The organism is Pseudomonas onubensis (genome assembly GCF_965653655.1).
Classification (GTDB): Bacteria; Pseudomonadota; Gammaproteobacteria; order Pseudomonadales; family Pseudomonadaceae; genus Aquipseudomonas.
In genome coordinates this window covers 24578-43921 of sequence record NZ_CBFHAZ010000032.1, presented here as the reverse complement: position 1 = coordinate 43921, position 19344 = coordinate 24578, and the positions used below count along the sequence as shown (strand labels likewise).

Below are 19344 nucleotides of genomic sequence, written 5' to 3'. Positions count from 1 at the left end.
TATTAATACCAAACTCACCAGTCCAGTATTAAAGGTGAAAATGTCCGACAATCATATAAACACCAATAGCCCCGGGCGTCCCAAGGACATGGCAAAACGCCAGGCAATCCTCGAAGCAGCCAAAATCCTGTTTTTGAGCAATGGCTACGCCAGCACCAGCATGGATGCCGTGGCCCTTGAAGCCGGCGTGTCAAAACTGACGGTCTACAGCCACTTCACCGATAAAGAGACCTTGTTCACCGCCGCCGTCGTGGCCAAGTGCGAGGAACAGTTGCCGGTGATGTATTTCGAGTTGCCCGCAGGCATGCCAGTGCACACCGTGCTGCTGAACATCGCGCGCGGCTTCCACCGGCTTATCAACAGCGAAGAATCGGTGAACCTGCACCGCTTGATGATGACCACCGGCAACCAGGACGTGAAACTCTCGCAGATCTTCTTTGAAGCCGGGCCTATGCGCATGCTGCAAGGCATGGAGCGCCTGCTCAGCCGTATCGACCAGAGCGGCGCCTTGAGCATCGACAAACCGTTTACGGCGGCCGAGCACTTCTTTTGCCTGCTCAAGGGCACGGCGAATTTTTGCTTGTTGTATGGGTGTGGCGGTCAATTGAGCGAAGAAGCTGCCGAAGCGCATGTGCAGGAGGTGGTGGGGTTGTTTATGCGGGCGTATCGGCCTGAAGACTTGTAGTGTTTGGAAGGACGCTTTCGCGAGCAAGCCCGCTCCCACAGTTGGAATGCATTCCAAAGTGGGAGCGGGCTTGCTCGCGAAGAGGCCCTGGAGGCCAGTGAAAATTTAAGGTTTGAGCGCCTTCTTGGGGTAAATGTCATACCGGCTGGACTTGCCATCCAACGCGTGGCTCGGTTTCGGCCCGTCGATACACGGCGCCTTGCGCGGGCGCTTGACCACCACGCGGTGGCTGGCCAGGGCCAAGGCTGCGGCGAGTAAAGCCGGTGCATCCGGATCATCGCCCACCAATGGGCGAAACAGGCGCATTTCCTTCTTTACCAGCGCCGTTTTCTCACGGTGCGGGAACATCGGGTCCAGGTAGATCACCTGCGGCGGCTCGCCCTCCCAGTTGCGCATCACCTCGATCGAGTTGCCCTTGAGCAACGTCATGCGCGCCACAATCGGCGCCACTTCGAAGTCATCCGCACCACGGGCCAGGCCGTCCTCGAGCAAGGCACCGATCAACGGCTGACGCTCGATCAGGTTCATCTCGCAGCCCAGGCTGGCGAGGACGAACGCGTCCTTGCCCAAGCCCGCCGTGGCGTCCAGCACCCGCGGGCGCACGCCCTGGGCAACGCCGACCGCCTTGGCGATCATCTGCCCGCTGCCACCGCCGTATAAACGCCGATGCGCCGCGCCACCTTCGACAAAATCCACGCGTACCGGCCCCGGCGCGTCAGGCCCGAGCTGCTGCAATTGCAGGCCGTGTTCCCCGACTTGCAGGGAAAAATCCGCCTCATCCAGCTGCAAAGGCAGGCCAAGCTGCGTGGCCCAGTGCTCGGCACGGGCCTTGAAACCGTCGGCCAAAGCCTCGACCCGAATGCGGCTGGCCGCTGGTTGTTCGCTCATCAATCGCTACGCTCAAAAATATTAAGGATCGGCAAACAACGGCCGATAAAAACAACAGTCAGGTATTTTGCCAGAGCTGAGCGTCGACCGAGAAAAATGTCAGACATTCTTCCCCTAACCATCGGTGTACTGCCGACCCACAACCACTACGGCCTGCGCAATACTCAAGCGCTGGCCGGGGTGAGCCATGTGTGGCAGGACTTCTTCGCCCGTGCGTTGGCCGAGCAGCTTGGCGATACGCCAGGCGCGCTGGGGGCCAAAGCCCCGGCACCAAAGGACCCGGCGGTAGAACCCAGCGAAGGCGCTGACCTGTTGTCGCAGATCCTCACCCAGCGTGAGTGCGACGTACACGACACCGAGATCGCCCCGCCGGAGCCGCTGTTCCTGCCCATCGCCGAATTTGAAACCGAGTTGCTGCCGCCGCCTGCCACGCCGTTCCCGGCAGAAGAAATCATCGCCCAGCAGCGCCAGCAAAACTTCGACAGCGGCTGGGTCCGCCCGCTTGTGCTCAACGCCGGCAACCCGCCGCCTGAGCCTGGCCCGGCGCCGCAACCCCAGCCGCTGCACCTGCCGATTGCCGAATTCGAACTGGACCTGCTGCCACCGCCTGCCACGCCATACCCGGCGGAAGAGCTGGTGGCGCAACAGAAGGCGCTGGACTTCGACTACCATTGGGCGCGCCCGCTGATCCTCAATAACCTGCGACTGGCGGCCTGATTCAGTCTTTGAAAAAACGGTTGGCCTGACTGAACGGCATTTTGCGTTCAGTGAAGGTAAAGGTGCCCAACTCATACACCTCCTGCGCCGCCCGATAGAATTCGCCATACGCCGCCAGGGCCATGGCCGAGCCGACACTGATGCGGCGCACGCCCATCTCGCTCAACTGCGCCACGCTCAGGTTCAAGCCACCGGACATCAGCACATTCACAGGTTTGGGCGCCACCGCCTTGACCACTGCGAGCACTTCTTCGGCACTGCGCAAAGCGGGGGCGTAGAGCACGTCCGCACCGGCTTCGGCGTAGGCTTGCAAGCGGCGGATGGTGTCAGGCAAATCCAGGCGACCATGCAGGAGGTTTTCTGCACGGGCTGTGAGCGTAAAGGCAAATGGCAAACTGCGGGCAGCGGCGACGGCAGCTTCCACACGCTCTACCGACAGGTCAAACGGGTAGATCGGGTCGACCGCAATGCCTGTGGCGTCTTCGATAGAGCCCCCCACAATACCGCTGGCCGCGGCGCGCAGAATGGTCTGGGCGCAGCCTTCGGGGGTGTCGCTGAAGCCGTTCTCCAGATCGGCCGCCACCGGCAGCGCAGTGGCCCGCACAATCGCTGACGCATTGGCCAAGGTGTCTTCAAGGGATAACGCGCCTTCCGCATCCGGTCGCCCAAGGCTGAACGCATAGCCCGCACTGGTCGTGGCCAACGCCTCAAAACCCAGGCTGGCGAGCATGATGGCGGAGCCGGCGTCCCACGGGTTGGGCATCACAAACGCGCGGTCACGCTCATGCAAGGCCTTGAACGTTTCGGCGCGAAGGGTTTGGGCATCCATGGCTGACTCCTGTCGGAAAAAGGAGCCCTAGAGTAACCCCAGTTGCTCCGCTGCGGGTTCCCGATGCAAGGTCGGCAGCGCTGGCAAACCCGGCAGGCGCAGCATCAACTGTTGGTGAAAACGCAGCGCCAGTTGCGCGGCAAGGCGGTTGTCCGAGGTGTGCAGGAACACATAAGGCGTACGCCCTTCTTCGATCCAGCCAGCAATTTTTTCCACCCACGGGATCAGGAACGGGTCATTGGCCTCCAACTCCGGGTGGCCGATGAAGCGTACTTGAGGAAACAGCGTCAGCGCCGCCGGCCGTGTTGGCACCTTGGGCTTTTTCGATTGGGCGTGCAGCACAGCGGCCGACGTTGAAGTGCAACTGAACAGAGCACGTGGATCAAGGCAAATACGCTCGACGCCACGGTCGCGCAACAGCCGGTTGAGCCTGCGCTCGGCATCGCCCTTGGCGAAGAACTCCGGGTGACGCACTTCCACGGCCAGCGGACGCTCCAGGCCATCAATGAAAGCGGCCAGTTCGCCCAGGCGTTGCGGTGAAAAGCTCGCCGACAATTGCAGCCACAGCGGTGAAACCCGCTCACCCAGCGGGCTCATCAAACCGACAAAACTTTCTGCCGCCGGTAACTGTTCGCACAGGTCACCGCCGTGGCTGATATCGCCGGGGAATTTGGCGGTGAAGCGAAAATCCTCGGGCATGATTTCAGCCCAGCGCTGCACCGTGGCGGCCGAAGGGCGGGCATAAAACGTGGTGTTGCCTTCAACGGCATTGAAGACTTGGGAATACAGGGCGAGGTAGTCGCTGGAACGCGCATCGGCCGGGTACAGGTACTCGCGCCAGGCGTTTTCACTCCAGGACGGGCAGCCGATGTAGTAAGGCAAGCGCATCAGATATGGATGTCGAGGCCCAGCACTTCCATATCCCATTCGACAAAGCCGGCGGTGGTCAGGTAGCTGGCCAGTGCGGTGGCGACGCTTTTGCTCATGGAACGGGGGAAGACCATGTCTTGCTGACGGGCCGGAAGGCCACTGACGCGTGCAGCGCCAGAACCTTGGGCACTGGGCTGCGACTCGGAATGAACCTCGATGAAGTCCGGCGAATCTTCGACGGACTCGTCTACCGTGACGTTCGCCTTGCGCGGCTTACGCTTGAGTGGGTAGGACTGTGAGGAAAAGCCGTCTATACGCATACATGCGGACTCGGTATCAATGATGGCAATTTAGCGGCACTTTCCGTAGCGCGCAAATGCTCTGGTGATAACTAGAACACATAATTTGTAAAAGGTTTACAAACTGAGGCAAATTCTGACGATTGGCGGAATTGCCGGTGTGCCGCACTTACTGTGGCGAGGGAGCTTGCTCCCGCTGGACTGCGCAGCAGTCCCGGTTTTTAAGGGCGGGGCCGCTTCGCGGCCCGACGGGAGCAAGCTTCCTCGCCACAATTAAAGGCCGCGCTCAGCCTTGGTTTGCGCAACTTTATCGCGCAGATAAACCGGTGCAGCCTGGTCGGCCGGAATCGCTTCACCGCGCTCGAAAGCGAAACGTGCCAGGGTCAGCAAGTCTTCGGCGTGGGGCAACATGGCAGCGTCCTGCCCCGCCAGTTGCACATTGATGCGTTCGCCATAACCCCAGCCAGTACCGGCACCAAACCAATCGCCGCTGGCGTCAGCAGGCAACACCGACGATTGCGGAGGCTGTACGGCTTCCACGCCGACTAAACGCATTTCGCCAGCGGTCTCGCGGTAGCAGCCCCAATACACTTCATCCATGCGCGCATCAATCGCTGCGGCCACCTGCGTAGCGCCGTGTTCACGCAATGCGCGCTGGGCCAACACCGCAAGGTTGGAGACCGGCAATACCGGGCGTTCCAGCGCAAAGGCAAGGCCCTGCACCACACCAATGGCGATACGCACGCCAGTAAACGCGCCTGGGCCACGGCCAAAAGCAATCGCATCCACGGCTGACAGCGTAGTGCCCGCGTCTTCCAGCAATTGCTTGATCATCGGCAACAGCTTCTGCGCATGCAGACGCGGGATCACCTCGTAGTGGCTCGTAACCTTGCCATCGTGCAGCAAGGCGACAGAGCAAGCTTCAGTCGCGGTGTCCAGGGCCAGCAGGGTGCTCATCGGTGTAGGTGTCCAAGTCGAAAAAAAGTGCGCCAGTATAAACAACAACGGCCCGCAAGCGGGCCGTTGTACGCAAAGCCGATCGAAGGATCAGCTCAGTGCTTCAAGCACCTTGGCAGTGATGGATTCTACCGAACCCACGCCAGGGATGTGGCTGTACTTCGGCTTGCCTTGGGCAGCCGACAGCTTCTGGTAAAAATCCACCAGCGGCTTGGTCTGCGAATGGTAGACCGACAGGCGATGGCGCACGGTTTCTTCGGTGTCGTCCTTACGCTGTACCAGGTCTTCGCCGGTCACATCGTCTTTGCCTTCAACCTTTGGCGGGTTGTAGACGATGTGGTACACGCGGCCCGAGCCTTCGTGAACGCGACGGCCGGCAATACGCTGAACGATTTCTTCGTCTTCAACTGCGATTTCAACCACAGCGTCCAGCTCAACGCCAGCTTTCACCAAGGCTTGCGCCTGGGGAATGGTGCGCGGGAAACCGTCGAACAGGAAACCGTTTTTGCAGTCTTCCTGGCTGATGCGTTCCTTGACCAGGTTGATGATCAGGTCATCGGAGACCAGGCCGCCGCTGTCCATCACGCCCTTGGCGATCAGGCCCAGCTCGGTGCCGGCCTTGACGGCGGCACGCAGCATGTCGCCGGTGGAGATTTGTGGAATGCCGAATTTTTCAGTGATGAACTTTGCCTGAGTACCTTTACCGGCCCCGGGAGCTCCCAGCAGAATGACGCGCATCGATGTGCTCCTCAATTTTTTATAGAGATGACGCTCGGATTCGCCGCGTGGGGCCAATCTCGTAAAAATGTGGGTCCTGGCCGATCAAACGGCCAAAGGCTGATCAAGATACACAGCGGGCTCTATCCATACAAGCCGCCAAAAGTCGCAAGAACCGCGCCCGGCATGCAGTCATAGGTAGGGTGTGCCTGAGTGCAACCCGGCCTTATAAACGCCGACCGCCCGTTTCCGGGCGGCCGTCGTTGTTTATCTGCAAGCCATTGAGAACACGCAGAAAACCTTAGCCAGTGTTGCGCAAACCGGCAGCAATACCGGCCACAGACACCAGCAGCGCCTGTTCCAGAGGGCTGTCCTGCGCCGCCTCCTGTTGACGCGAACGTGCCAGCAACTCGGCCTGCAGCAGGTGCAACGGGTCGAGGTACGTGTTGCGCAAGCGAATGAACTCAAGCGTGTCAGGGCTATGGGCCAGCAGTTGCGACTGGCCGGTCAGGCCAAGCACCACGTTGCATGCCTGCGACAATAGGTCGCGTAAGTGCGCACCCAATGGCAGCAGGTCCGGCTGCACCAAACGCTCGTCATACAGCCGCGCGATGTCGGCATCGGCCTTGGCCAGCACCATCTCGAGCATATCGATACGGGTGCGGAAGAACGGCCATTGCTCGCGCATCTGCCCCAGCAACTCGCCTTCACCCCGCTCCAGCGCCTTGCTTAATGCCGCTTCCCAGCCTAGCCAGGCGGGCAGCATCAGGCGGGTTTGGGTCCAGCCAAAGATCCACGGTATTGCGCGCAGGCTCTCGATACCGCCCGCACGACGCTTGGCCGGGCGACTGCCCAATGGCAAGCGGCCCAACTCCTGCTCGGGTGTGGACTGGCGGAAGTATTCGACGAACTGCGGATTTTCCCGCACCACGGCGCGGTAAGCACTGACACCGTCTGCCGCCAATTCGTCCATTAGATGACGCCAGGCCGGCTCAGGTGGTGGTGGTGGCAGCAACGTGGCTTCCAGCACGGCAGCCAGATAAAGGTTGAGGTTCTGCTCGGCAATGTCCGGAAGGCCGAACTTGAAGCGGATCATCTCGCCTTGTTCGGTCGTACGGAAACGCCCCGCCACCGAGCCTGGCGGCTGCGACAGGATCGCCGCATGCGCCGGGCCGCCGCCACGGCCAACGGTGCCGCCGCGACCGTGGAACAACAGCAACTCCACCTGTTGTTCGCGGCAGATATCCACCAGGCGTTCCTGGGCCCGGTACTGTGCCCAGGCCGCGGCGGTGGTGCCGGCGTCCTTGGCCGAGTCCGAATAGCCGATCATCACTTCCTGCGGGCCTTGCAAGCGCGCGCGATAGCCCGGCAATTGCAACAGGCGCTCCATCACCGGCCCGGCGTTATCCAGGTCGGCCAGGGTTTCAAACAGCGGCACCACGCGCATCGGCCGTTGCACGCCTGACTCCTTAAGCAGCAGTTGAACCGCCAGCACGTCCGAGGCAGCCCCCGCCATGGAGATCACATACGAACCGAGTGACGCTGCCGGCGCGGCGGCGATTTCCTTGCAGGTGTTCAACACCTCTGCAGTGTCTGCCGACGGTTTGAAATAACCCGGCAGCAGCGGCCGGCGATTGGTCAGCTCTTTACTCAAGAAGCTGATGCGCGCTTCTTCGTCCCAGTCTTCATAACGGCCCAGGCCCAGGTAATCGGTGATTTCGGTCATGGCCGCCGAGTGCCGACTGGAATCCTGACGCACGTCCAGGCGCACCAGGAACAGGCCAAAGGTCACGGCGCGGCGCAGGCAATCGAGCAACGGGCCATCGGCGATCACGCCCATGCCGCACTCATGTAGCGACTGATAGCACAGCTCCAGCGGGTCGAGCAGGTCGCGGTTGTTTTGCAGCACTTCGGCAGGCGCCGGCGTGCTGGCCGTGAGCGAGGTATGCGCCCATTGGCGCGTGGCGCGAAGGCGTTCGCGCAGTTGCTTGAGCAAGGCACGGTAAGGTTCGACGCTATCCCCGACCTTGGCCTGCAATGCAGGGCTGGCCTGCTGCATGGACAGCTCCGAGGCCAGGTGATCGACATCGCGCAGATACAAGTCCGCCGCCATCCAGCGCGCCAGCAGCAACACTTCGCGGGTGACCGGCGCGGTGACATTGGGGTTGCCGTCACGGTCGCCGCCCATCCACGAAGCAAAGCGAATTGGCGCCGCCTCAAGTGGCAGGCGCAGGCCGGTGGCGGCGTGCAAGGCCTGGTCGGCCTTGCGCAAATAATTGGGAATGGCATGCCACAGCGAATGCTCGATCACCGCAAAGCCCCACTTGGCTTCGTCTACCGGCGTGGGCCGGATGCGGCGGATCTCTTCGGTGTGCCAGGCTTCGGCGATCAGCCGCTGCAAACGCTGGCGAATCTGCTCGCGCTCGGCGCCGGTGAGGTCGCGGTGATCCTGCAACGCCAGTTGTGCGGCGATCGCATCGTATTTCTGGATCAGCGTGCGGCGCGCCACTTCGGTCGGGTGGGCGGTGAGCACCAGCTCGATCTCCAGGCGTGCCAGCTGCCGGGCCAAAGATTCGTCACTGTGGCCTTCGCTTTGCAAGCGAGCCAGCAACTCCGGCAGCACGCGGGACTCGAACGGCGCCGGTTGCGATTCATCGCGCCGATGGATCAGCTGGTACTGCTCGGCGATGTTGGCCAGGTTGAGAAACTGGTTGAACGCCCGCGCCACAGGCAGCAGTTGGTCTTCCTGTAACTGATTGAGACTGGTGCTCAACTCATCACCAGCACCTCGCCTGTCAGCCTTGGCACCTTTGCGGATCTGCTCGATCTTGTCGAGAAAAGCATCGCCGTACTGCTCTCGAATGGTGTTGCCCAGCAGCTCACCCAGCAGGTGAACGTCCTCACGCAAGCGTGCATCGATATCACTCATCAACCAATCTCCAGCCAGAAATCCGGGACGCGCAGGCCTTCCAGAGTGCCGCCCGCGTCAGTTTCTGACAAGACACTTTAAACCTTGCGACTTGCAGCTAGTCTCAACAGTGAGTCGCCGCGTTACCCACGCAGGCGACTGGACACCCATCACCGCCTGCCATCGCGGGCTTATTGAGGTTGCCATGAAAATTCGAGAACTGGCCCAGCATTGGGAAGAGAACGCCAAGGGTCGCCTGACCAAAACCGAGTACGCGATCCATTTGGACGTCGAGTCGGCTGCGCGCCTGGCCGCTATCGCCGAGATGTACCCCAAGCGCAGCACCGAAGAGTTGCTCGGCGAGCTGATCGGCGCGGCCCTTGAAGAGCTGGAAGCGAGCTTCCCCTACATCAAGGGCCAGCATGTGATCGCCACAGATGAAGAGGGTGACCCACTGTACGAGGACGTCGGCCCGACGCCGCGCTTTCTGACTCTTTCACGTCGCTATCTGCATGATTTGTCAGCTACCTCCGACAAACAGCAGCACTGATAAACATTCGAAAAACCCCGTTTAACCCCGGTATTCCGGGCCTCACAGAGGCTCGGCGTACCTCTGCGCAACACAAAAGTTCAAACTTTTAAACGCTGACCAAACAGTCAGATATTTTTTTAGGCAAATCGCCATCTTCGCTGAACTTTTGAAAAAAGCCTCCGGTCACAGCCAGTAAGCCATCACTTGGAACGGCCGTTTGAAAGGGCATTTGGTGCTTTACCGCCGGGCTCGCAACCGCCAACCAATGAAGTGGATTTTGATTTTTCAGGAGTTATCCAATGGAGTTGAAGACGATGAAGACCAGCACTGCCAAATCCTCGTTTAACCATCTGCGCGGGCTGAAATTGGCCGCGCTGGCAATCGGCACCAGCTTCGTTCTGGCGGGCTGCGCCGGCAACCCGCCGACCGAGCAATACGCCGTGACCCAGTCTGCCGTAAACAGCGCGGTCAGCGCCGGCGGCACCGAGTACGCAGCGGTAGAAATGAAGTCGGCCCAGGACAAGCTCAAAGCGGCTGAGCTGGCCATGCATGACAAGAACTACGACAAAGCGCGCCAGCTGGCTGAACAAGCCGAGTGGGATGCCCGTGTCGCAGAGCGCAAGGCCCAGGCTGCCAAGGCTGACCAGGCTGTGAAGGATTCCCAGAAAGCTGTTCAGGAGCTGCGTCAGGAAGGCATGCGCCCGGCTGTTATCAAACAGCAATAAGCCGCCGCCACTGATTGCATTGCACCCGATATCGAATTGAAAGGACGACACGACTATGCGTAAACAATTGATGATCCCTGCCCTGCTGGCGATGAGCGTTGCTCTGGCGGCCTGCTCCACCCCGCCGAACCAGAACCTGGAAAACGCACGGACCAACTTCTCGGCCCTGCAAGCCAACCCGCAAGCCACCAAGATTGCGGCGCTGGAAACCAAGGACGCCAGCGACTGGCTGGACAAGGCTGACAAAGCCTACCGCGACAAGGAAGACGAGAAGAAAGTCGACCAGTTGGCTTACCTGACCAACCAGCGCGTTGAAGTGGCCAAAGACACCATCTCGCTGCGTGAGTCCGAAGCCAAACTGAAAAACGCCGGTGACGAACGTGCCAAGGCGCTGCTGCAAGCCCGTGATGCACAGATCAAGCAACTGCAAGACAGCTTGAACGCCAAGCAGACCGATCGCGGCACCCTGGTGACCTTCGGTGACGTACTGTTCGCCACCAACAAGTCCGACCTGAAATCCAGCGGCCTGGTGAACATCACCAAGCTGGCGCAGTTCCTGCGCGACAACCCGGACCGTAAAGTGATCGTCGAAGGCTACACCGACAGCACCGGTTCGGACTCGTACAACCAGAGCCTGTCCGAGCGTCGTGCGGCGTCGGTACAACGTGCACTGGCTCAACAAGGCGTGGATATCTCGCGCATCGTGACCCAGGGTTACGGCAAGGAATACCCGGTTGCCGACAACGGCAGCGTTTCGGGCCGTGCCATGAACCGCCGCGTTGAAGTGACCATCTCCAACGACAACCAGCCAGTCAAGCCACGTTCTTCCGTTGCTAACTGATTAATTGACGCAGGATGAAAAAAACCACCGGAAACGGTGGTTTTTTTTGCTTCAGAATTGGATCTGACGATTGCTGTCGTCGCTGCCTGCAAGCTCGAACTCCGTGCGCCGCCTGGTTTCGTCCTGCTCCTTTTGGGAAGGCTCGGCGTCCCACGCGCTGAGCTCATCCAGGCTTTGCTGCGCCCGGAGCATATCCATCATCCTGTTTATCGCACCAATATCCACCGTGACTCTCCCTTGACTGGCCATTCATAAGTTATCCATCAGCAACGCTGACAAGCCCTTAAGTGGCGTCTTACGGAATACGGTTCCAGATATTTCAATATCACTCCTGCAGTTGCGGTGTTTCCTGGCCCATGCAACGCACGGCTTGTTTCTTGTTGTTCACCAGCACGCCACTCAAGCCTTTCTGTTCGGTATCAAACATCACCAACACCCCATCAATGCATTGCGCCACTTGCGCAGCCGGGGTCAGCGAAACCTTGTAGTCCTCGCCCGGCACGGTCTTGAGCAGGGTGAAGTCGCTGAGCAACAACGCGTCTTCCGGCTTGGCGAAGTGCAGGTAGCCGTAGTACCACAGGCAGCCGACCGTGCCGATGATGGTGCCGATGCCGGTGAGGATCAGCGGGATCATGTTGCGTTCTTCGCTCATTGCGGGCTCTCTGATGAATCAACTTTAGGAATAGGGTAATTCGGGATCTCGCCCAGACGGCGCAGGCCGTTGAAGTGCTGCGGGTCATCCAGATAGCGCAGCATCACGGTTTGCCAGGTCTTGTCGGCAAAGGTCTGCACATGGCCGCCACGGGTCAACTGCAACACCCTCGGTGGCGGCGCGGCCTGGTACAGGCGAATGCCGTTGGCCACCGGCACAATCGGGTCATCCAGGCTGTGGAACAGCAGCTTGGGCACGCCGGTGAGCTGGGGCATGGCATTGATCGCACTGTCGGCGTCGGGCACCAGCCACGACAGCGGCACCTGAAACGGCCATGTTAACCAGGAGGTGCTGAGGGCGAATTGTCCTACGTCACGATAACTGGCGGGCACGCCGTCCAGCACCAGCGCCTTGAGCTGGGTTTGACGCTGCGGGTGTGCCGCCAGGTAATGCACCGCCAGCGCACCGCCCAGGCTCTGGCCCAACACGATCAGCGGCTGGCCTTGGGTTTCGGGGGCCTGGTCGATCCAGCCGAATGCCGCATCGATGTCCTGATAAACCGCCGGCAATGACGGCTTGCCTTCAGACAGGCCATAACCGCGATAGTCCAGCAACAGCACCTGATAGCCCTGCTCCGGCAACCACCAACTGCCGCCCAGGTGCCAGGCCAGGTTGCCGCCATTGCCGTGCAGGTGCAGCACCGTACCTTTGAGCGGTACACCGGGTTTGGCCGGCAACCACCAGGCACGCAGCTTTACACCGTCGGCGGTGGTCAGGGTGACGTCGCGGTATTGCAGGTGGGCTTTTTCCGGCGTGAACGGCAGGCCGGGTTCGGGGTAGAACAGCAGTGAGCTGCAGCCGTTTAAAGTGAGTAGCAGGCAAAGAATGCCGAGGATTCTCATCCGTTGAAGCCTCGCGATTTGGCCGCGATCTGCAGCCTTGTGGAGTTCCAAATGTGGGAGCGGGCTTGCTCGCGAAGGCGGCGTGTCAGTCGATACATGTGTGGCTGATGTACCGCTTTCGCGAGCAAGCCCGCTCGCACATTTTTGATTCGGTTTCTTCAGGTGTATCGCTTAGAGGATATTCGAGTAATCCGCCTCGATCCGGTCCAGGCTCAGGTGGTTGAGGAAGTTGGAGAAGCACATCCACGCCGCCAGCGCGTTCATGTCGCGAAACTGCTCGGGCAAGTACTTGGGTGGCACCACCAGGCCTTCGTCGACCAGTTGGCGCAGGGTGCGCATGTCTTCCAGGGTGGTTTTGCCGCAGAACAGCAGCGGCACTTGTTCCAGCTTGCCTTTGCGCACCGCCAGCTGGATGTAGTTGTAGACCATGATAAAGCCCTTGAGGTAGGACAGATCCTTGGTAAACGGCAGCCCCGTCGGCGTCGAACCACGGAACACGCGGCTGGCATTGCCGTAGCTTTCGGCCATCTCAAAGCCTTGCTCGCGGAAGAACTCGAACACCTGCAGGAAATCGGCGCCCTCCTCGACCATATGGATGGCGCGGGTGCGGTTGGTCAGTTTGCGCAGGCGGCTGGGGTAGGAGGCAAAGGTGATGATCTCCATCAGAATCGCCAGGCCTTCCTGGGTCACCGTTGAGGATGGCGGCCCTTTCGACAGGAACGTGCAGATCGGCTGGTTCTGGCCATTGAGCGTGGTGCCGACGTGCACCAGGCCTTCGTGCACTTCCAGCGCGCGCACATCACGCTCGTTGAACATCGCGTCGGCGCGGATCTTGATGTAGTCGGCGCCGGCCGCCGCATCGGCGACGATACCGTCGGACTCGAACACGCGGATGGTCTCTTCGGCTTCACCGAACACCTTGTTCAAACGGGTTTGCAGCAAGGCCACGGCATGCTTGGCCGTGAGCGTCTTGGCTTCGTCCTTGAGGTCGCCACGGCCGTCGATCTGGTTCAGGTAGTCGGACATCATCAGGCCCAGGTCGGCCAGCGTCGGGTCACCGGCGTGAAACGCATCCGAGGCGGCGCCATAGAGTTCCTGGGAAATCAGGCCGAAATCCTCGGTGCCACGCGCTTCGAGCATGCGCACCACCATGCGGTACTCGCGGCACATACGACGCATGATCTGCCCCACCGGGCTGAACTGGCCGAGACGGCGGGTGATGTCGCGCTCGATGTTCTGGAACTCCAGCTTCACCGCGCTGGAGTCGAACGACAGCGGCCGGCCCAGGTAGTAATCGCGGTCCACGGCCGGCATGGCCTTGCCCTTGGCCTTGAGAAAGCCCTGGCGAATGTTCTCGTCCCACTTCACGGCGTCGAGGACGCGAATCGGTGTTTGCGCCAGCACAATGCGATCGGACAAGGTGCGTATCGTCTGCTGGTAATCGTCCACCCGGTGCTTCCTCTTTAAACGTTATTTGCCCGCGCGCTGGTAGCGCACGGCTTCAACGAACACATCGGCATTGGCCGGGTCATCCAGGTAGGCAAACACCTGGTCCATGGGGCTGTCGACCCGTACGCCGGCACCTTCGACGGTATCCACCGTGCTGCCGTGCAAGGCGTTCTGACCTATGGCCTGATGGATCTGCTCAAGGTCGAGGTTGTAGACCACCAATTCACGCTGTTTGTCGCCCTCACCTTCAAAGTCGAACCCTGCCAGGAAGTAATTGCCACCGAATGCCGCCGGCAACGGCGCCGACAGGTACCAGCGGTTGCCGTGACGCGACACCGTAAACAGGTACTCATCGCGCTGGCCCGGTTTGGCTTTAGGGTAGCTCACAGCCTTGTAATGCTGCTGATCAACACGGGTGATCTGCAGATTCAACGGTTCGCCCCAGGCGTTTTTACTCGACCAGTGGCCGAGCAAGGCGTCGGGCGCGGCTTCACGGGCCGGCAGCGGGTCCTTGAAGGTGACCAGGCAACCGCTGAGCAGCAGGAACGACAAGGCGATTGCTATGACACGCCAGGCTTTCATCGAATACCCCACATAAAGTGGATCGCAAAGGGGCTGGGCTAGACCGAGGCCAACACCAAGTGCATGTAACGCTTGAGAATCTCAAGCATCTCGTCACCCGTCAGAGGCTCAGGGCCGCCAAGCAGGCCCTGATATTCCATCCGACCGATTATCGCCGTCAACACTCTGGCATCCTGTTGCGGCTCGCGGGAGCCCAATACCTGGAAAAACTGCCCGGTGCCCTGCAACAGAATCTGCTGGTGCGAGCGCACCAACTCAGCCAGGCGCGGGTTGAGCAAGGCTTCCTGACGAAAGGCCTGTTCGGCCATCAAGTGTTCGCGGCGGTTGGTCAGTTGGCGCATCACGTAGTCGGCGGTCAGCCGCGCAATGTCATCGGCCAGTTGTGAGCGTGACTGCGGGCTGCCATCGCCATAGGCGACCATCTCGCGCAGCAGGCCTTCATTGCGCACCCACAGCTTGCCCATGAAGGCAGCGCTGCGCTCAACGTATTGGGCGAAGGTATCGGTGAGCAGGTCATCGATGTCCTTGAAGTAATAGGTGGTGGCCGACAACGGCACGCCGGCCTCTGCTGCTACCGCGCGATGGCGCACACCGCGTACACCATCACGCACGACGATGCGCATGGCCGCATCGAGAATGTCTTGCCGACGTTGCTCGCTGCCTCGGCGGCTGGCCTTGCGGCCTTGGTACTGGACGCTATCAACCACCGAGGCGGCAACGGAAGATGGGGAATAAAGTTGCAAGCTTCAAGCTCCAAGCGACAAGTAAAAGCGATCACGGAAAGCTTGCAGCTTGCGGCTTAAAGCTTCCGCCACTAAGTCAAAAAAAAGCCGCCTTACTCAGAAGGCGGCTGCTTTTACGCTTGTGGCCGCATGTGCGGGAACAAGATCACATCGCGGATCGACGGCGAGTTGGTCAACAACATCACCAACCGGTCGATGCCGATACCTTCACCGGCGGTTGGCGGCATGCCGTATTCCAGGGCGCGAACAAAGTCGGCGTCGTAGTGCATCGCCTCGTCGTCGCCAGCGTCCTTGTCGGCCACCTGGGCCATGAAGCGCTCGGCCTGGTCTTCGGCGTCGTTAAGCTCGGAGTAGGCGTTGGCGATTTCGCGGCCGCCGATGAACAGCTCGAAACGGTCGGTGACGTTCGGGTTGTCATCGTTGCGACGGGCCAGCGGCGACACTTCGAACGGGTATTGGGTAATGAAGTGCGGCTGTTCCAGCTTGTGCTCCACCAGTTCTTCGAAAATCATCACCTGCAATTTGCCCAGGCCTTCGAAGCCCAGCACCTTGGCGCCGGCTTTCTTGGCGATGGCGCGGGCCTTGTCGAGGTCGGTCAGGTCGTCGGCGGTCAACTCAGGGTTGTACTTGAGGATCGAGTCGAACACCGACAGACGCACGAACGGCTCGCCGAAGTGGAACACCTTGTCGCCGTAAGGCACGTCGGTGCTGCCCAGCACCAACTGCGCCAGCTCGCGGAACAGCTCTTCGGTGAGGTCCATGTTGTCTTCGTAGTCGGCGTAAGCCTGGTAGAACTCCAACATGGTGAATTCCGGGTTGTGACGGGTCGAGACACCTTCGTTACGGAAGTTGCGGTTGATCTCGAACACCTTCTCAAAGCCGCCTACCACCAGGCGCTTGAGGTACAGCTCCGGCGCGATACGCAGGAACATTTCCAGGTCCAGCGCGTTGTGGTGGGTTTCGAACGGCTTGGCTGCGGCACCACCAGGGATGGTTTGCAGCATCGGTGTTTCCACTTCGAGGAAGTCACGCGCCATCAGGAAGCTGCGGATGTGCGCAATCACTTGCGAACGCACGCGGAAGGTCTGGCGTACGTCTTCGTTGACGATCAGGTCAACGTAGCGCTGGCGGTAGCGTTGCTCGGTGTCGGTCAGGCCGTGGTGCTTGTCCGGCAACGGGCGCAGCGACTTGGTCAGCAGACGCACGCTGGTCATTTCAACGTACAGGTCGCCCTTGCCGGAACGTGCCAGGGTGCCTTCGGCCGCAATGATGTCGCCCATGTCCCAGGTTTTCACCGAGGCCAGGGTTTCTTCAGGCAGGGTTTTACGGTTGACGTACACCTGAATACGACCGGTCATGTCCTGGATCACCATGAACGAGCCACGGTTGAGCATGATGCGACCCGCTACCTTGACCGGGATTGCAGCCTCTGCCAGCTCTTCCTTGGTCTTGTCCGCGTACTGTTTCTGCAAGGCATCGCAGTAGTTGTCACGGCGGAAGTCGTTCGGGAAGGCATTGCCCTTGGCGCGCTCGGCAGCAAGCTTTTCCTTGCGCAGGGCGATCAGGGAGTTTTCTTCCTGTTGCAGGGCTTGCGGGTCGAGTTGTTGGTCGCTCATGTCTTTAAATTTTCCATCAGGTTCGTTGTCCCCGGCGTAGGCCGGGGATCGCCTACAATCTTTTTACAGGCCGGATTTCAGGCTGGCTTCCAGGTATTCGTCGATATCGCCGTCGAGCACCTTGTCGCAGTCGCTGCGTTCGATGTTAGTGCGCAGATCCTTGATCCGCGACGCATCAAGCACATACGAACGGATCTGGTGGCCCCAGCCGATATCCGACTTGGTGTCTTCCAGCGCCTGGGACGCCGCGTTGCGCTTCTGCATTTCCTGCTCGTACAACTTGGCCCGCAGCATTTTCATGGCGGTGTCCTTGTTGGCGTGCTGGGAACGTTCGTTCTGGCAGCTGACCACGGTGTTGGTCGGTACGTGGGTAATACGTACGGCCGAGTCGGTGGTGTTTACGTGCTGGCCACCGGCACCGGAGGAGCGGTAGGTGTCGATGCGCAGGTCGGCCGGGTTGATCTCGATTTCCACCTTGTCGTCGATCTCTGGCGAGACGAAAACTGCGGAGAACGACGTATGGCGACGGTTGCCGGAGTCGAACGGGCTCTTGCGCACCAGGCGATGTACGCCGATCTCGGTGCGCAACCAGCCAAAGGCGTATTCGCCCTTGATGTGTACGGTCGCGCCCTTGATGCCAGCGACTTCACCGGCCGACAGTTCCATGATAGTGGCGTCGAAACCGCGTTTATCCGCCCAGCGCAGGTACATGCGCAGCAGGATGTTGGCCCAGTCCTGGGCCTCGGTGCCGCCGGAGCCGGCCTGGATGTCCAGGTAGGCGTTGTTCGGGTCCATTTCGTGGCTGAACATGCGGCGGAATTCAAGCTTGGCGAGGTTTTCCTCGAGACGGGCCAGCTCGGCGACGACATCGCCCACTGCGCCTTCGTCGTTTTCTTCGACGGCCATGTCCAGCAGGTCGCGGCAATCGCCCAGACCGGTGTTCAACTCGTCGAGGGTGTCGACGATCTGCGCCAGCGCAGCGCGCTCGCGGCCCAGTTCCTGGGCGTATTCAGGTTTGTTCCAGACAGCCGGATCTTCAAGCTCGCGATTGACTTCGGTCAGACGCTCATGCTTTTGATCGTAGTCAAAGATACCCCCGAATAGTTTCGGAGCGCTCGGACAGGTCCTTGATGGTGTTAAGGATCGGGTTGATTTCCATGGCGGGCAGCACTCGTTGGCGAACTTTTGAAAGCCGACGAGTATAACGACAAACCGGGGCTAACGGCAGCCCGCTTGGCGAAAAGGCGGGGGTTGTGCACGATCTCAAAGACAATGAAGAGTCAAATGTGGGAGCGGGCTTGCTCGCGAATGCGGTGTGTCAGGTGGTGAATCAGTCACTGACCCACCGCATTCGCGAGCAAGTCGAATCGTCGCACCGCCGCTCCCACAGAGGGTCAGCGTCGTTGTCAATTACTCGATACCGACCTGATTACGCCCATTATGCTTGGCCGTATACAACCCCTTGTCCGCCGCCATGATCAGCTGCCGACAATCCGTGCCCTGCACCGGCGTCATGGTCGACAGGCCAATACTGATAGTCAGGCTCGCCCCTTCAGCCGGGGCTATGTGCGGGATCTTCAGCCCGGCAACGGCCATGCGCAGCTTCTCGGCCACCAGGCGCGCACCGCCCGGCGAGGTGTTCGGCAGCACCAGCGCAAACTCTTCACCGCCGTACCGCGCCGGCAAGTCCGAAGGTCGGCTGCTGGCGTCACGGATGCTCGCGGCGACTTTGCGCAGGGCTTCATCACCTTCCACGTGGCCAAAGCTGTCGTTGTAGGTCTTGAAGAAGTCCACGTCGATCATCAACAACGACAGCTGGGTCTGGTCACGCATGGCACGACGCCATTCCAACTCCAGGTATTCGTCAAAGTGGCGGCGGTTGGACAGCCCGGTGAGGCCATCGGAGTTCATCAACCGTTGCAGCACCAAATTGGTGTCCAGCAACTGCTGCTGGCTCACGCGCAGTGCGCGGTAAGCCGCATCGCGCTGCAACAGCGTCATATACGAGCGCGAGTGATAGCGAATGCGCGCCACCAACTCGATGTTATCCGGCAGCTTGACCAGGTAATCATTGGCCCCGGCCGAAAACGCCGCGCTCTTGATCAGCGGGTCTTCCTTGGTGGAAAGCACGATGATCGGGATATTCGCCGTGGCCGGGTGGTTGCGGTATTCGCGCACCAGTGTCAGGCCATCAAGGCCGGGCATCACCAGGTCTTGCAGGATCACCGTCGGCTTGATCCGGATCGCCTGGGCAATCGCCTGATGCGGGTCGGCGCAAAAGTGAAAATCGATGTTTTCTTCGTGGGCCAGGCCACGTCGCACGGCTTCGCCGATCATGGCCTGGTCGTCGACCAGCAACACCATGGCAGCGTTTTCGTCGGTCTTGATGTCGTCGATCTGTAAATCATTCATGTGCAGTCACCTGAATTACT

21 protein-coding genes are annotated in these 19344 nt (G+C 60.3%); 5 read left to right on the top strand and 16 right to left on the bottom strand.

Annotated features, from left to right (window positions below; genetic code table 11):
- The first annotated feature begins 40 nt into the window (after nucleotides 1–40).
- Nucleotides 41–685, top strand: a complete 645-nt coding sequence (locus ACTD9P_RS13330) for a TetR/AcrR family transcriptional regulator (protein WP_438868042.1) — start codon at nucleotides 41–43, stop codon at nucleotides 683–685.
- Nucleotides 686–790: 105 nt separating this feature from the next.
- Here the strand turns inward: ACTD9P_RS13330 and ACTD9P_RS13325 are convergent, their stop codons facing one another.
- Complete coding sequence (locus ACTD9P_RS13325; RefSeq protein WP_438868041.1) at nucleotides 791–1573, bottom strand: class I SAM-dependent methyltransferase; 783 nt, start codon at nucleotides 1571–1573, stop codon at nucleotides 791–793.
- A gap of 96 nt (nucleotides 1574–1669) precedes the next feature.
- On the opposite strand from ACTD9P_RS13325, the gene ACTD9P_RS13320 reads away from it, so the two are divergent.
- Complete coding sequence (locus tag ACTD9P_RS13320) at nucleotides 1670–2290, top strand: energy transducer TonB (RefSeq protein WP_438868040.1); 621 nt, start codon at nucleotides 1670–1672, stop codon at nucleotides 2288–2290.
- Between the two features lies 1 nt (nucleotide 2291).
- On the opposite strand, the gene ACTD9P_RS13315 is transcribed toward ACTD9P_RS13320, so the two are convergent.
- The 6 genes from ACTD9P_RS13315 to ppc form a co-directional block, all read right to left on the bottom strand.
- Entirely contained in the window at nucleotides 2292–3119 is an 828-nt protein-coding gene (locus ACTD9P_RS13315; protein WP_438868039.1) for an isocitrate lyase/PEP mutase family protein, read from the bottom strand.
- A gap of 27 nt (nucleotides 3120–3146) precedes the next feature.
- Nucleotides 3147–4007 (bottom strand): DUF72 domain-containing protein, encoded by an 861-nt coding sequence (locus tag ACTD9P_RS13310; protein WP_438868038.1) that lies wholly within the window; start codon nucleotides 4005–4007, stop codon nucleotides 3147–3149.
- Entirely contained in the window at nucleotides 4007–4309 is a 303-nt protein-coding gene (locus ACTD9P_RS13305) for a hypothetical protein (protein ID WP_438868036.1), read from the bottom strand. The genes ACTD9P_RS13310 and ACTD9P_RS13305 overlap by 1 nt, the downstream gene beginning before the upstream one ends.
- 252 nt (nucleotides 4310–4561) lie before the next feature.
- Nucleotides 4562–5245, bottom strand: a complete 684-nt coding sequence (gene tsaB / locus ACTD9P_RS13300; protein ID WP_438868035.1) for a tRNA (adenosine(37)-N6)-threonylcarbamoyltransferase complex dimerization subunit type 1 TsaB — start codon at nucleotides 5243–5245, stop codon at nucleotides 4562–4564.
- Nucleotides 5246–5335: 90 nt separating this feature from the next.
- Entirely contained in the window at nucleotides 5336–5983 is a 648-nt protein-coding gene (adk, locus tag ACTD9P_RS13295) for an adenylate kinase (RefSeq protein ID WP_438868034.1), read from the bottom strand.
- Nucleotides 5984–6263: 280 nt separating this feature from the next.
- Entirely contained in the window at nucleotides 6264–8891 is a 2628-nt protein-coding gene (gene ppc, locus ACTD9P_RS13290; protein WP_438868033.1) for a phosphoenolpyruvate carboxylase, read from the bottom strand.
- 184 nt (nucleotides 8892–9075) lie between these two features.
- Between ppc and ACTD9P_RS13285 the strand changes: the two genes are divergently transcribed.
- The 3 genes from ACTD9P_RS13285 to lptF all read left to right on the top strand — a co-directional run bounded on the left by ACTD9P_RS13285 (nucleotide 9076) and on the right by lptF (nucleotide 10968).
- On the top strand, nucleotides 9076–9420 hold the full coding sequence (locus ACTD9P_RS13285; RefSeq protein WP_138816487.1) for a pilin assembly protein: 345 nt from the start codon (nucleotides 9076–9078) through the stop codon (nucleotides 9418–9420).
- Nucleotides 9421–9701: 281 nt separating this feature from the next.
- On the top strand, nucleotides 9702–10127 hold the full coding sequence (locus ACTD9P_RS13280) for a DUF4398 domain-containing protein (protein ID WP_017137109.1): 426 nt from the start codon (nucleotides 9702–9704) through the stop codon (nucleotides 10125–10127).
- 55 nt (nucleotides 10128–10182) lie between these two features.
- Nucleotides 10183–10968 (top strand): lipotoxin F family OmpA-related lipoprotein LptF, encoded by a 786-nt coding sequence (gene lptF, locus ACTD9P_RS13275; protein WP_138816488.1) that lies wholly within the window; start codon nucleotides 10183–10185, stop codon nucleotides 10966–10968.
- Between the two features lie 51 nt (nucleotides 10969–11019).
- Here the strand turns inward: lptF and ACTD9P_RS13270 are convergent, their stop codons facing one another.
- The 9 genes from ACTD9P_RS13270 to ACTD9P_RS13230 form a co-directional block, all read right to left on the bottom strand.
- Nucleotides 11020–11193 carry a hypothetical protein gene (locus ACTD9P_RS13270; protein WP_438868032.1) on the bottom strand — a complete coding sequence of 58 codons (174 nt, stop codon included), beginning with the start codon at nucleotides 11191–11193 and terminating at the stop codon, nucleotides 11020–11022.
- 100 nt (nucleotides 11194–11293) lie between these two features.
- Nucleotides 11294–11620, bottom strand: a complete 327-nt coding sequence (locus ACTD9P_RS13265; protein WP_056857566.1) for a PA3694 family proteiin — start codon at nucleotides 11618–11620, stop codon at nucleotides 11294–11296.
- Entirely contained in the window at nucleotides 11617–12522 is a 906-nt protein-coding gene (locus ACTD9P_RS13260) for an alpha/beta hydrolase (RefSeq protein ID WP_438868031.1), read from the bottom strand. Before ACTD9P_RS13260 ends, ACTD9P_RS13265 begins: the two co-directional genes overlap by 4 nt.
- A gap of 171 nt (nucleotides 12523–12693) precedes the next feature.
- Entirely contained in the window at nucleotides 12694–13971 is a 1278-nt protein-coding gene (locus ACTD9P_RS13255; protein WP_017137104.1) for a flavohemoglobin expression-modulating QEGLA motif protein, read from the bottom strand.
- Between the two features lie 21 nt (nucleotides 13972–13992).
- A complete protein-coding gene (locus tag ACTD9P_RS13250) occupies nucleotides 13993–14553 on the bottom strand; it encodes a hypothetical protein (RefSeq protein ID WP_438868030.1) in 561 nt (186 codons plus the stop codon).
- A gap of 38 nt (nucleotides 14554–14591) precedes the next feature.
- Entirely contained in the window at nucleotides 14592–15296 is a 705-nt protein-coding gene (locus ACTD9P_RS13245; protein WP_438868029.1) for a TetR/AcrR family transcriptional regulator, read from the bottom strand.
- A 113-nt stretch (nucleotides 15297–15409) separates the two neighbouring features.
- A complete protein-coding gene (gene lysS, locus ACTD9P_RS13240; protein ID WP_200434492.1) occupies nucleotides 15410–16912 on the bottom strand; it encodes a lysine--tRNA ligase in 1503 nt (500 codons plus the stop codon).
- Between the two features lie 63 nt (nucleotides 16913–16975).
- Nucleotides 16976–18071, bottom strand: a protein-coding gene (gene prfB, locus ACTD9P_RS13235; RefSeq protein ID WP_096236834.1) for a peptide chain release factor 2 whose coding sequence is annotated in 2 segments (ribosomal slippage) — nucleotides 16976–17998 and nucleotides 18000–18071 — 1095 coding nt in all. Because the reading frame shifts where the segments join, the coding sequence is not laid out codon by codon here.
- 251 nt (nucleotides 18072–18322) lie between these two features.
- Nucleotides 18323–19324, bottom strand: coding sequence for a response regulator (locus ACTD9P_RS13230; protein WP_219337767.1), 1002 nt, complete (start codon nucleotides 19322–19324; stop codon nucleotides 18323–18325).
- Nucleotides 19325–19344: the final 20 nt, after the last annotated feature.